The following is a 12,098-nucleotide window of genomic DNA, read 5'->3' as shown; positions in this document are numbered from 1 at the left end:
GGCTCCCAGTAGACGACTGGGTTGATAGGCCGGATATGGAAGCCCTGTGAGGGGTGGAGTTGACCGGTACTAATAGGCCGAGGGCTTGTCCTCAGTTGCTCGCGTCCACTGTGTTGTTCTGAAACAACGACCCCCGCCGATACGGGTGGGTGGTGCACAGTTTCATAGTGTTTCGGTGGTCATAGCGTGAGGGAAACGCCCGGTTACATTCCGAACCCGGAAGCTAAGCCTCACAGCGCCGATGGTACTGCAGGGGGGACCCTGTGGGAGAGTAGGACGCCGCCGAACAATCATTCTGGAGAAGCCCCCTGACGGGATGTCAGGGGGCTTTTCTGTTGTAGGGTCAATTCCGCACACTTGTCGTTGGTACCACAGGAGGCTCCGCACAGTGGAGGTTCAGGAGACGCGCGTCCAGACCGACCGGATCTTTACGATCCCCAATCTGCTGAGCATGGCTCGGCTGGTGGGCGTACCGATCTTCCTCTGGTTGGTGTTGTGGCCGGTCTTCGGGGGGCCGAAGAATGACGGGTGGGCGATCGTCATTCTGATGCTGAGTGGGGTCAGCGATTATCTGGACGGGAAGCTGGCTCGGCGGTGGGGGCAGATCAGCCGGCTGGGGCAGTTGCTGGATCCGGCGGCGGACCGGCTGTACATCGTGTCGACGCTGGTGGGGCTGACGTGGCGGGAGATTCTGCCGTGGTGGCTGACGGCGTTGCTGGTGGCCCGGGAGGCGTTCGTCGGGGTGGTGCTGTTGCGGCTCAACCGGGCGGGCTACGGGCCGTTGAACGTGAGTTTTCTGGGGAAGGCTGCCACGTTCAATCTGATGTACGCGTTTCCGCTTCTGCTGCTGGGTGTCGGTGACGGGTGGGTGCACCAGGTTGCGGAAGCGGTGAGTTGGGCGTTCATCTGGTGGGGGACGACGCTGTACTGGTGGGCCGGCGCGATGTATGCCGTGCAGGCCCGGCAGATCCTGCAGGCGGAGCGTCCGGCTGCTGTTTGAGATCAGCCTGAGACGTTTCACACGGCCTCCACGGTGAGTCGGATCATTTCTTCCGGGTAGACATGCGTCGGACCGGTTTGATGGACCCGCAGGGGTTCACCACCGCGAAGGAGGACGCACCCGTAATGAAAGCCGTTGTGATGGCGGGCGGGGAGGGCACTCGACTCCGCCCGATGACTTCCAGCATGCCCAAGCCACTGTTGCCGGTCGCCAATCGGCCGATCATGGAGCACGTGCTGCGGTTGCTGAAGCGGCACGGGCTCAATGACACCGTGGTGACCGTGCAGTTCCTGGCGTCACTGGTGAAGAACTACTTCGGCGACGGTGAGGAACTGGGGATGCACCTCACCTATGCCAACGAGGAAACACCGCTGGGGACGGCCGGCAGCGTCAAGAACGCCGAGGACGCGTTGCGGGACGATTCGTTTCTGGTGATCTCCGGTGACGCGCTGACGGATTTTGATCTTTCCGAGCTGATTGCTTTTCACCGGGAGAAGGGCGCACTGGTGACGGTGTGCCTGACCCGGGTGCCGAACCCGTTGGAATTCGGTATCACCATCACGGACGACGAGGGCAGGGTCGAGCGCTTCCTGGAGAAGCCGACCTGGGGACAGGTGTTCTCGGACACCGTGAACACCGGCATCTACGTGATGGAGCCGGAAGTCTTCGACTACGTGGCGGCGGGGGAGTCGGTCGACTGGTCGAGCGATGTGTTCCCGCGGTTGCTCAAGGAGGGCAAGCCGGTGTTCGGCTATGTTGCCGAGGGCTACTGGGAGGACGTGGGTACTCACGAGAGCTACCTGAAGGCACAGGCGGACGTGCTGGAGGGGAAGGTCCAGGTCGAGCTGGACGGGTTCGAGATCTCGCCGGGCGTGTGGGTGGCCGAAGGTGCGGAGGTGGACCCGGAGGCAGTGCTGCGGGGGCCGCTGTACATCGGTGACTACGCCAAGGTCGAGGCCGGCGTGGAACTGCGTGAGCACACCGTGCTGGGCTCGAACGTGGTCGTGAAGCGCGGTGCGTTCCTGCACAAGGCGGTGGTGCACGACAACGTGTACGTGGGGCCGCAGTCGAATCTGCGCGGGTGCGTGGTCGGGAAGAACACCGACGTGATGCAGGCGGCGCGGATCGACGAGGGGGCGGTGATCGGTGACGAGTGTCTGATCGGCGAGGAGTCGATCATCGCGGGCAACGTCCGGGTCTATCCGTTCAAGACGATCGAGGCCGGCGCGTTCGTCAACACCTCGGTGATCTGGGAGTCCCGCGGCCAGGAGCACCTGTTCGGGGTGCGGGGCGTGTCGGGGATCCTGAACGTGGAGATCACGCCGGAGCTGGCGGTGCGGCTGGCGGGGGCGTACGCGACGACGCTGAAGAAGGGAGCCACCGTCACTATCGCGCGTGACCACTCGCGGGGTGCGCGGGCGTTGAAGCGGGCGATGATCTCGGCGTTGCAGACCAGTGCGATCGACGTCCGGGACTTGGAGAACGTGCCGATGCCGGTGGCCCGGCAGGCGACGGCGCGGGGGAGTGCGGGCGGGATCTTCCTGCGGACCACGCCGGGAGTGCCGGACTCGCTGGACATCCTGTTCTTCGACGAGCGCGGCGCGGACCTGTCGCAGGCCGGGCAGCGGAAGCTGGACCGGGTGTACGCCCGGCAGGAGTTCCGGCGGGCGTTCCCGGGCGAGATCGGCGACCTGCTGCACCCGGCGAGCGTCTTCGACTCGTACGCGACGAACCTGCTGCGGGCGGTCGACACCAGCGGGGTGCGGGAGGCGGGGCTGAAGGTGGTGGTGGATGCCGCGCACGGCAGTGCGGGGCTGGTGCTGCCGAGCATCCTGGGCCGGCTCGGGGTGGAGACGCTGACGGTGGCCGGCGGCCTGGACGAGGCGCGGCCGACCGAGGGCGCGGACGAGCGGCGGGCGGCGCTGGCCAGGCTGGGTGAGCTGGTGGCGTCCTCGCGGGCCGCGTTCGGGGTGCGGTTCGACCCGGTCGGCGAGCGGGTGTCCTTCGTGGACGAGCAGGGCCGGGTGATCGAGGACGACCGGGCGCTGCTGGTGCTGCTGGACCTGGTCGCGGCGGAGCGCCGGGCTGGGCAGGTGGCGCTGCCGGTGACGACGACCCGGATCGCCGAGCAGGTGGCGGCGTACCACGGCACCCAGGTGATCTGGACCACGACCACGCCGGACGACCTGGCGAAGGCCGCGGCGGCGGACGGCACGATCTTCGGTGGTGACGGGCGCGGCGGTTTCGTGGTGCCCGAGTTCTCCGGGGTGCTGGACGGCGCGGCGGCGTTCGTGCGGCTGGTGGGTCTGGTGGCACGGACGCAGCTGACGCTGAGCCAGATCGATGCGCGGATCCCGCAGGCGCACATCCAGAAGCGGGACATCGCGACGCCGTGGGCCGCGAAGGGCATGGTGATGCGCTCGGTGGTGGAGGCGGCGGGCAACCGCAAGCTGGATACCACGGACGGGGTGCGGGTGGTCGAGGCGGACGGCCGGTGGACGCTGGTGCTGCCGGACCCGGCGGAGGCCGTGACGCACCTGTGGGCGGAGGGCCCGGACGACGAGGCGACGGAGCGGTTGTTGGACGAATGGGCCGCAGTCGTGGACGGTGCCGGGAGGTAATGCGGAGATGTTCTGGTGGGGGCGGGCCTTCGGGTCCGTCCCCTCCGGACGTTTGTCACGATCCTGTGCCGATACCGTCCTGCAGGCCCGGGGGCTGGTCGTGGGCCGCGTCATGGTCGTGAAACGATGTGGCGCATGCCAGCAACGTCGACGCCGAATGACCCGGACGGGCGATTCCGCCGTCCGGACGCATCGATGTCCCTGCTGACCACGGTGATGGACCACTCGCTGGACGACGGGTACGCGGAGGCGGCCCGGGCGCGCGGGGCGGAGGGCCGGTCGCGGCTGCCGGCGACGGCGAAGGGTCGGCTGGTGCTGGCCCTGGGGCTGGCGCTGGCGGCGACGGTGGTGACGGTCGGGGCGGTGAACACGCAGGAGGCGGCGCCGGTCCTGGCGAAGGAGCGGGACGCCCTGGTGAGCCGGGTGAACGACGCCAACAAGGCGGCGGACGCGTTGCAGCGGCAGGTCGAGCAGGACCGCGACAGGGTCGAGGACGCCCAGGCGCAGGCGCTGCAGTCCGGGGACGACGGCGGGCTGGCCCGGCTGGCGGCGCAGGCCGGGACCGGGGAGATCAGCGGTCCGGGCGTGAAGCTGGTGATCGAGGAAGCGTCCGGCAGCGGTGGCGGCGGCAATGTGAGCGATCCGCGGAACGCGGAGGGCTTCGGTAACAAGGGCCGGGTCCAGGACCACGACCTGCAGTACGCGGTGAACGGCCTGTGGCTGGCGGGCGCGGAGGCGGTGTCCGTGAACGGGCAGCGGCTGACCGCGCTGTCGGCGATCCGGGCCGCCGGTGACGCGATCCTGGTGGACAACCGGCCGCTGGTGCCGCCGTACACGCTGCTGGCGATCGGGGACGGGCCGCGGCTGGCGCAGGCGTTCCAGGACAACGAGGGCGGCCACTACCTGAAGGTCATCCAGGACAGCTACGGGATCCGTTCGACGGTGTCCGCGCAGAAGTCGTTGACGCTGCCGGCCGCGCTGGGCGTGACGCTGCGGGTGGCCGGGACGGAGTCGCCGACGCCGTCGCCCGCGCCGTCGCAGTCGTCCGCATCGCATTCGTCGTCGCAGCCGCCGTCGTCGCCGACCGCGAAGCCGAAGTCGCCGTCCTCGTCGGGGCCGTCCAGGTCGGCGGGTTCGACCGTGAAGTCCACTCCCTCCGGAACAGGAGCAGCTACACCGTGATTGCCGTACTGGGACTCGTGATCGGCGTGGTCGTCGGCGTGTTCGTGCAGCCGGAGGTGCCGAACGCGGTGGTGCCGTATCTGCCGATCGCGGTGGTGGCGGCGCTGGACGCGGTGTTCGGCGGCGTGCGGGCGATGCTGGACGGGATCTTCGACGACAAGGTCTTCGTGGTGTCGTTCCTGTCGAACGTGGTGGTGGCGGCGCTGATCGTGTTCCTGGGCGACCAGCTGGGCGTGGGCTCGCAGCTGTCCACCGGCGTGGTGGTGGTGCTGGGCATCCGGATCTTCTCGAACGCGGCGGCGATCCGTCGGCACGTGTTCAGGGCCTAGGGGAGCGGTTGTGAGCGAGGAGAAGGAGCCGAAGGGCCCGGAGCAGCCGGCCGCGGCGGAGGAGCCGAAGGCGGAGCCGAAGAAGCCGGAGGAGCCGGTCGAGAAGCCGGAGTCGGAGGTCGAGGAGGCCCCGGCGGCGGAGCCCGAGGTCGAGGCCGAGCCGGTGGCGGAGGAGCCGGTGGTGGCGCGGCAGGCCGCGCCGGTGCCGGTGGCGTTGCCGTCGGACGGGCGGACCCGGTTGAAGGCGGCGCTGTGGCCGCCGCGGGTGTCGCGCGGCCAGTTCGTGGTGGCGCTGCTGCTGTTCGCGCTGGGGCTGGCGCTGGCGATCCAGGTGCGGTCGACGAACGACCACAGCCAGCTGCGCGGGGCGCGACAGGAGGACCTGGTGCGGATCCTGGACGAACTGGACGGCCGCCAGCAGCGTCTTCAGTTCGAGAAGACGCAGCTGGAGCAGTCCTTGGCGCAGTTGGAGAACTCGTCCAACCAGGCCAAGGAGGCGCAGGAGCAGACCAGGAAGAAGGCCGGCGAGCTGGGCGTGCTGGCGGGGACGGAGAAGGCGACCGGCCCGGGGATCGTGCTGACGATCGATGATCCCCAAGGGCAGGTGAAGGCGGATATGCTGCTGGACACCCTGCAGGAACTCCGAGCGGCGGGGGCGGAGGCGATTCAGATCAACGACGTGCGCGTGGTGGCCGGGACGTATTTCACCGACAACGCGTCGGGCGGCGGTGTGCGGATCGACGGGAAGAACGTGTCGCAGCCGTTTCGTTTCACCGTGGTGGGAAACCCGCAGGATCTGACTCCGGCACTGAACATTCCCGGCGGTGTGGTGCGCAGCTTGGAGAAGCAGCAGGCGCGGGCGACCATCGTCCCGCAGCCGAAGGTGGTGGTGGACGTGTTGGCCACCCCGCGGCCGTTGCAGTACGGCAAGCCGGCGGCGAAGTGACGGGGCGCGCTCCGTACGGTTCGTCAGCTGCGGGTCGCCCCCGGTGGTGGGTGCCCGCAGGGGGTCGGCGACACTTGGTTTTGTCGATCGTCAGTTTCCGGCCGGATGCCGGGCTTACCGCCACACCGAGCCCTGAACCCTGCCCCGCGGGCGGTTCTGTCACACGCAAGGGGATTCGCCCGTGAGTTTTTTCTCGAAGCTTTTCGGCCGTAACAAGCAGGCGGCGGCGGAGGCACCGACCGCCCGGTACCGGCAGGAGGACGGCGGGGTGCCGTCGGCCCGTCCGGCGCCGGACGGGCAGCGTCCGCTGTACCGGGAGGACGTGACCCAGGGGGCCGGCGTGCCGACCGGGCAGATTGACGCGGGCTACGGCGCGTCGGTTGATTCGTCGGGCGGGCCGCGCATAGGTTTCCCGGCAGGACCCTCAACCTCCGGTGGAGGGTTTGCCCCGGACACCTACGCCGGGCACCCCCAGTCGGGTGTGCCGCGCCAGGAGGCTGTGAACATGGCTGGCACCAGCCCGTGCCCGCGGTGCGGGAACCAGAACCCGGCGCAGGCCCGGTTCTGCTCGAACTGCGGTACTCAGCTGCGTGGCGGCGGTTTCCCGGAGGGCGCGGTGGAGACCACGTCGACCATTTCGATCTCCGGCATCGAGTCGTACGACCCGACCGCGACGTCGACGGGCGCCACTCCGGCGCTGTCGGCCGAGGTGATGGCGGCGATCGACGCGCTGCCGCCGGGCTCGGCACTGCTGATCGTGCAGCGCGGCCCGAACTCGGGGAGCCGGTTCCTGCTGGACTCGGACGTGACCACGGCGGGTCGCCACCCGCAGGGGGACATCTTCCTGGACGACGTGACGGTGTCGCGTCGGCACGTGGAGTTCCGCCGGCAGCCCGACGGTGGCTTCTCGGTCGCGGACGTGGGCAGCCTGAACGGCACCTACGTGAACCGGGAGCGGATCGACGAGGTGCTGCTGAACAACGGCGACGAGGTGCAGATCGGTAAGTACCGGCTGGTGTTCTTCGCCAGTCACCACCGGGGGTACTGACCACTTCTCCGTTTGGAGCCCGAGTGACCCCACAGACTCCGACCCCGTCCCTCGGGTCCTCGCCCGTGCCGGCTTCGCGCCGCGCGGGCGAGGCGCGCCGGCGGGGTGACGAACTGCTGTCCATCGGCGCGGTGCTGGCCTTCCTGCGGGACGACTTCCCGGAGGTGACGATCTCGAAGATCCGCTTCCTGGAGGCGGAGGGCCTGGTCGAGCCGCAGCGCACTCCGTCCGGCTACCGGAAGTTCTCGGCGGCGGACGTGGAGCGGCTGGCGTACGTGCTGCGGATGCAGCGCGACCACTACCTGCCGTTGCGGGTGATCCGCGAGCACCTGGACGCGATCGAGCGCGGCGAGCAGCCGCCGGCGCTTCCGGCGGCGGAGGCCCGTCCGGGGCCGCTGGAGGAGGCGGACCGGGAGCTGGCGGGGTCGTCGGCGGTGGGCGGGGTGCGGCTGGGCCGGGCCGAGCTGATCGCGGCGGCGGAGGCCCAGGAGCGGGAGCTCGTCGAGTGGGAGTCGTACGGCCTGGTGCAGGCGGGGCCGGACGGCGGGTACGACGGGGAGGCGCTGCAGATCGCGCGGCTGGTGGCGGAGCTGGGCCGGTTCGGCCTGGAGCCTCGGCACCTGCGGGCGATGAAGGCGGCGGCGGACCGCGAGGTTTCGCTGGTGGAGCAGGTGGTGGCGCCGCTGAGGCGGCACCGCAATCCGCAGACCCGGGCGCACGCGGAGGCGACGGCCCGGGAGTTGGCGACGCTGTCGGTGCGGTTGCACGCGGCGATGGTTCAGGCCGGGCTGCGGGCCCGGTCCTGAGCGGGTGGGCGGTGGGCGGCGTCCGGATCACGGTGGTCGCTGCCTGCTGCGCTTTCCTATCGGGGGCTCGCGCCATAGGGTTGCTGGTGTGAATGAGCTCGACGTCGTGGGTGTCCGGGTGGAGATGCCCTCCAACCAGCCGATCGTGCTGCTGCGGGAGGTCGGCGGGGACCGCTACCTGCCGATCTGGATCGGGCCGGGGGAAGCCACCGCGATCGCTTTCGCCCAGCAGGGCATGACTCCGGTGCGGCCGTTGACGCACGACCTGTTCAAGGACGTGCTGGAGGCGCTCGGCCAGCAGCTGACCGAGGTGCGGATCAACGACCTGCGGGACGGGGTGTTCTACGCCGACCTGGTGTTCTCCGGGGGCGCCGAGGTGAGTGCGCGCCCCTCCGACGCGATAGCGCTGGCGCTGCGTACCGGCACGCCGATCTTCGGGACCGAGGAGGTGCTGGCCGAGGCCGGTATCTCGATCCCGGACGAGCAGGAGGACGAGGTCGAGAAGTTCCGGGAGTTCCTGGACCAGGTCTCGCCGGAGGACTTCGGCGGTGGTCCGCAGTAGGCCGTAATCGCGGCGGTTGATGGCGTTCTTCGGTGGCGGTCGGTCACCTGGGGCGGACGCTCTGCTAGCGGGGCGGGCCGTGGGCCGCAACTCGGCTGTGGTAGAAATCCATTTCGCTACCCGCGCATGGGGCACGAATAACCACTCGATGGGGTGAAGTTTGTGCGAGGCCCCGGCGTGGCGATCGTTGACGGTGCTTGGGCGACTGCCTACCGTCAGGTGATGGCCCGCCGGACGGGCCGCCCGCAGCCTGGGCCCGTCGGGTCCGTGCGGGGCCACGGGGGCCTTGAGGCGGAATGGACGGAGGTTGGCGATGAGCGGCACCGGCGACGAGACGCGTTCCGGAGCCCTGTGCGCGGTGCACGTGCCGCGCGCCGGCCGCGGTCCGATCGGGCGGCCCTGGCGGCCCGAACCGGACGGTGAGGAGCTGCCCCGACTCGGCCGGTTCCCGGCTGTCCAGCCCGGGCAGCCCGCGATCGAACGGCTCACCCCCACCTCGGCCCTGGTTGGCTACCGCGGCCCCACGGCCTGCGCCGCCGCCGGCATCACCTACCGCCAGCTCGACTACTGGGCCCGCACCGGGCTGCTGGAGCCCTCGGTGCGCTCCACTTATCCGGCCGGTGCGCAGCGGCTGTACAGCTTCCGGGACATCCTGCTTCTGAAGATCGTCAAGCGGCTGCTGGACGCCGGAGTCTCGCTGCAGAACATCCGGGTCGCCGTCACGCACCTGCAGTCCGCCGATCAGGCCGGCCTGACCGGGCTGACCCTGATGTGCGACGGCGCGACGGTCTACGAGTGCACCTCCCCGCAGCAGGTCGTCGATCTGCTGAACGGCGGCCAGGGCGTGTTCGGCATCGCGGTCGGCGCGGTGTGGCAGGAGCTGGAGGCCACCCTCGGCCGGCTGCACGGCGAGCGCACCGACACCGGCGAGACGCTGGTCGGCCACGACCCGGGGGACGAGCTGGCGCAGCGCCGCAACCGGGCCGTCTGACGATCTCCCCGCGGGAACCGGCCGGGCGGGCGTTTCGTCCACTCCCGTGTGCGAATGATCATGCAGGGGCTCGGGCGGCGCGGGCGGTGGCTGCTGAAGCGGCGGCCGCCCGGGTGGGGCAGTCGGCGTGGGCAGCGGCGCTGGTTCCAGGCGCTGTTGGCGTGCTCGGTGCTGGCGCTGACCCCGAACGCCTGGCTGTTCGTGACGCAGTCCCACAAGATCGGCACCGTGCAGAGCGTGCCGGCCGCGCCGGTCGCCATCGTGTTCGGAGCCGGTCTGATGAACGGCAAGCCCTCCCCGTACCTCGCGCACCGGCTGGACGCCGCGCTGGAGCTGTACCGGGCGAACAAGGTGCAGGCGATCCTGGTGACCGGCGACAACGGCACCGTCGAGTACGACGAGACCGACGCGATGCGTACCTACTTGATCGAGCGCGGCGTGCCGGAGATCCGGGTGGTCGGCGACTACGCGGGCTTCGACACCTGGGACTCCTGCACCCGCGCGCACCGGATCTTCGGCGTCGACAAGGCGGTGTTGATCAGCCAGACCTTCCATGTGCGGCGGGCGCTGGCGCTGTGCCGGGCCGCCGGGATCGAGTCGTCCGGGGTCGGCGTGGAGGAGTGGCACGACACCACCTGGCACTACGGCGAGGTGCGGGAGATCGGCAGCGCGGCGAAGGCGTTCCTGAACGTGCTGGTGCGGCCCGACCCGACGCTGCTCGGCCGGCACGAGGACGGGGTGGAGCGGGCGCTGGCCGACGCGGCGCGGGGGTGAGGGCTGCCGCGAGGCCCCCTGGGGGCGCGGGGGTGGGGGTGAGGGCTGTCTGCGGGTCCCCGGTAGGGGGAGTGGGGGTGAGGGCTGTTTGCGGGTCCCCCCCGGTAGGGGGAGTGGGGTTTGTCGGTGGTGCGCGGGAAGATGGGGCGTGCGATCGGTGCCGAGCATCATTCACCTCGACATGGACGCCTTCTTCGCGGCGGTGGAGCAGGCGTCGAAGCCGAGCTTGCGCGGAAAGCCCGTCATCGTCGGCGGGCTCGGCGGGCGTGGGGTGGTCTCCACCGCGTCCTACGAGGCGCGGAAGTTCGGTGTGCACTCGGCGATGCCGATGGCGCAGGCGCGCCGGCTGTGCCCGAACGCGGCGTTCCTGACCGGCCGGTTCGAGGCGTACCGGGCCAACAGCGAGATCGTCATGGGCCTGCTGCGGGAACGCTCCCCACTGGTCGAACCGCTCAGCCTGGACGAGGCGTTCGTCGACCTGGAGGCCGGGCCGTACGGGCCGGCGCTGGCCGCCGCGACGCCCGCCGAAGGAGCGCAGCTGGTGCTGGCGCTCGCCGAGGACCTGCGGGCGGACATCGTGGAACGCACCGGGCTGACCGCGTCGGTGGGTGCCGCGGCTTCGAAGTTGATGGCGAAGATCGGCTCCGAGCAGGCCAAACCGGACGGGTTGGTGCTGATCGAACCAGGCTCGGAGCGGGCCGTGCTGGCGCCGATGCCGGTGCGGGCGCTGCCCGGCATCGGGCCCGCGACGGAGCAGGCGCTGCGACGGGCCGGGCTTACGAGTGTTGCGGATCTTGCGGAGGCCGGGTTCGAGGAGCTGGTCGGGCTGCTCGGGAAGGCGCACGGCGCGGGCGTGTTCCAGATGGCGCTGGGGTGGGACGAGCGGCCCGTGGTGCCGGATCGGGATGCCAAATCGGTGTCGGTGGAGGACACGTTCGAGGTCGACCTGGCCGATCGGGAGCGCATTCTGCGTGAGGTCGACCAGTTGGCCGCGCGGTGCGTGCGGCGGTTGCGGGCGGCGGGGCGGTCCGGGCGGACGGTGGTGCTGAAGGTACGGCGGTTCGACTTTTCGACGCTGACCCGGTCCGAGACGTTGGGTGGGCCGACGGACGATCCTGCGGTGATCGCGGCGACGGCGCGGCGGCTGGCGCAGCAGGTGGACACCACGGGGGGTGTGCGGTTGCTGGGAGTGGGCGTTGCTCAGCTGGCCGACTACACGCAGGAGGATCTGTTCGCGCAGGCGGAGCGGGAGGCGGAGGAGCGGGAGGCGGAGGAGCGGGAGGCGGAGGAGGGGGAGTTTGGGGAGGGGGAGAGGGAGGGTGTGGTTGAGGCGGCTGAGGTGGCCGGTGAGCCGGTGGCTCGGCGGTGGTGGCCCGGGCAGGACGTGACGCACTCGGAGTTCGGGCCCGGGTGGGTGCAGGGCAGCGGGGTGGGGCGGGTCACGGTGCGGTTCGAGACGCCGTACTCGGGGCCCGGGCGGGTGCGGACGTTTTCGGTGGACGACGAGGAGTTGGTGGCTTCGGGGGCGCTCCCGCTCAGGCCTCCGGCGGTTGAGGGGTAGGCCGTGCTGCTGGGGCGCGCTGGATGGGGTGGGGGTTGGGCGCGGGGTGCGAGTTTGGGGGTGGGGGTGGTTGGGCGCGCAGTTCCTCGCGCCCCTGGCTGGGTGCCGTTTTAGCGCGGGGCGCCTTGTGGGGTGGGGGCTGGAGAGGGGCGCGAGCTTGGGGGTGGATGCCTTCCGTTTCGCGCAGTTCCCCGCGCCCCTGGTTCCGCACCCTTACGCGCGGGGCGCCTTGTGGGGTGGGGGCTGGAGAGGGGCGCGAGCTTGGGGGTGGATGCCTT

At 70.4% G+C, this 12,098-nt stretch carries 11 protein-coding genes and 2 rRNA genes; all 13 read left to right on the top strand.

Going from position 1 to position 12,098, the window contains the following annotated elements; genetic code table 11:
- Positions 1 to 93, top strand: a 23S ribosomal RNA gene (locus ACFYS8_RS21140); the annotation flags it as partial.
- A gap of 78 nt (positions 94 to 171) precedes the next feature.
- Positions 172 to 288 (top strand): 5S ribosomal RNA (rrf, locus tag ACFYS8_RS21135).
- A gap of 100 nt (positions 289 to 388) precedes the next feature.
- A complete protein-coding gene (locus ACFYS8_RS21130) occupies positions 389 to 1,000 on the top strand; it encodes a CDP-alcohol phosphatidyltransferase family protein (protein WP_387643025.1) in 612 nt (203 codons plus the stop codon).
- Between the two features lie 125 nt (positions 1,001 to 1,125).
- Positions 1,126 to 3,621, top strand: coding sequence for a sugar phosphate nucleotidyltransferase (locus ACFYS8_RS21125; RefSeq protein WP_387643024.1), 2,496 nt, complete (start codon positions 1,126 to 1,128; stop codon positions 3,619 to 3,621).
- A gap of 195 nt (positions 3,622 to 3,816) precedes the next feature.
- A complete protein-coding gene (locus ACFYS8_RS21120; RefSeq protein ID WP_387643023.1) occupies positions 3,817 to 4,803 on the top strand; it encodes a DUF881 domain-containing protein in 987 nt (328 codons plus the stop codon).
- Entirely contained in the window at positions 4,800 to 5,132 is a 333-nt protein-coding gene (locus tag ACFYS8_RS21115) for a small basic family protein (RefSeq protein ID WP_043908904.1), read from the top strand. The genes ACFYS8_RS21120 and ACFYS8_RS21115 overlap by 4 nt, the downstream gene beginning before the upstream one ends.
- A gap of 10 nt (positions 5,133 to 5,142) precedes the next feature.
- A complete protein-coding gene (locus ACFYS8_RS21110) occupies positions 5,143 to 6,078 on the top strand; it encodes a DUF881 domain-containing protein (protein WP_387643022.1) in 936 nt (311 codons plus the stop codon).
- A gap of 505 nt (positions 6,079 to 6,583) precedes the next feature.
- The gene (locus tag ACFYS8_RS21105; RefSeq protein ID WP_387643021.1) at positions 6,584 to 7,126 is read left to right on the top strand and encodes an FHA domain-containing protein; all 543 of its coding nucleotides are present in this window, start codon (positions 6,584 to 6,586) and stop codon (positions 7,124 to 7,126) included.
- A gap of 65 nt (positions 7,127 to 7,191) precedes the next feature.
- A complete protein-coding gene (locus tag ACFYS8_RS21100) occupies positions 7,192 to 7,932 on the top strand; it encodes a MerR family transcriptional regulator (protein ID WP_387643048.1) in 741 nt (246 codons plus the stop codon).
- 88 nt (positions 7,933 to 8,020) lie between these two features.
- Positions 8,021 to 8,494, top strand: a complete 474-nt coding sequence (locus tag ACFYS8_RS21095) for a bifunctional nuclease family protein (RefSeq protein ID WP_387643020.1) — start codon at positions 8,021 to 8,023, stop codon at positions 8,492 to 8,494.
- 313 nt (positions 8,495 to 8,807) lie between these two features.
- Positions 8,808 to 9,485, top strand: coding sequence for a MerR family transcriptional regulator (locus ACFYS8_RS21090; RefSeq protein WP_387643019.1), 678 nt, complete (start codon positions 8,808 to 8,810; stop codon positions 9,483 to 9,485).
- Between the two features lie 54 nt (positions 9,486 to 9,539).
- Positions 9,540 to 10,259 carry a vancomycin high temperature exclusion protein gene (locus tag ACFYS8_RS21085; RefSeq protein ID WP_387643018.1) on the top strand — a complete coding sequence of 240 codons (720 nt, stop codon included), beginning with the start codon at positions 9,540 to 9,542 and terminating at the stop codon, positions 10,257 to 10,259.
- A 148-nt stretch (positions 10,260 to 10,407) separates the two neighbouring features.
- Complete coding sequence (locus tag ACFYS8_RS21080; RefSeq protein WP_387643017.1) at positions 10,408 to 11,820, top strand: DNA polymerase IV; 1,413 nt, start codon at positions 10,408 to 10,410, stop codon at positions 11,818 to 11,820.
- Positions 11,821 to 12,098: the final 278 nt, after the last annotated feature.

The sequence above is a fragment of the Kitasatospora sp. NPDC004615 genome (genome assembly GCF_042873545.1).
GTDB lineage: Bacteria > Actinomycetota > Actinomycetes > Streptomycetales > Streptomycetaceae > Kitasatospora.
This window is presented reverse-complemented; position numbering and strand designations above follow the sequence as displayed.

Coding starts and splice junctions, on each gene's coding strand:
- ACFYS8_RS21125 (WP_387643024.1), top strand. CDS start 1,126: ATGAAAGCCGTTGTGATGGCGGGCGGGGAGGGCACTCGACTCCGCCCG.
- ACFYS8_RS21120 (WP_387643023.1), top strand. CDS start 3,817: ATGTCCCTGCTGACCACGGTGATGGACCACTCGCTGGACGACGGGTAC.
- ACFYS8_RS21105 (WP_387643021.1), top strand. CDS start 6,584: ATGGCTGGCACCAGCCCGTGCCCGCGGTGCGGGAACCAGAACCCGGCG.
- ACFYS8_RS21090 (WP_387643019.1), top strand. CDS start 8,808: ATGAGCGGCACCGGCGACGAGACGCGTTCCGGAGCCCTGTGCGCGGTG.
- ACFYS8_RS21085 (WP_387643018.1), top strand. CDS start 9,540: ATGATCATGCAGGGGCTCGGGCGGCGCGGGCGGTGGCTGCTGAAGCGG.